The following is a 309-nucleotide window of genomic DNA, read 5'->3' as shown; positions in this document are numbered from 1 at the left end:
GATGAGTTCACGAGGCGCTACCTAAATAGCTTTCGGGGAGAACCAGCTATCTCCCGGTTTGATTGGCCTTTCACCCCCAGCCACAGGTCATCCGCTAATTTTTCAACATTAGTCGGTTCGGTCCTCCAGTTAGTGTTACCCAACCTTCAACCTGCCCATGGCTAGATCACCGGGTTTCGGGTCTATACCCTGCAACTTAGCGCCCGGTTAAGACTCGGTTTCCCTGCGGCTCCCCTATGCGGTTAACCTTGCTACAGAATATAAGTCGCTGACCCATTATACAAAAGGTACGCAGTCACCCCATAAAAG

General features: G+C 51.1%; 1 rRNA gene (cut by both window edges). It reads right to left on the bottom strand.

Going from position 1 to position 309, the window contains the following annotated elements:
- Positions 1 to 309, bottom strand: a 23S ribosomal RNA gene (locus tag BBA90_RS19425) (it extends past both window edges: 3,807 nt to the left, 867 nt to the right).

This window comes from Pantoea eucrina, assembly GCF_001691555.1.
In the GTDB taxonomy this organism is placed as follows: Bacteria; Pseudomonadota; Gammaproteobacteria; order Enterobacterales; family Enterobacteriaceae; genus Pantoea; species Pantoea borealis.
The sequence above is the reverse complement of the archived record's forward strand: the minus strand, read 5'-3'. Positions and strand labels throughout refer to the sequence as shown.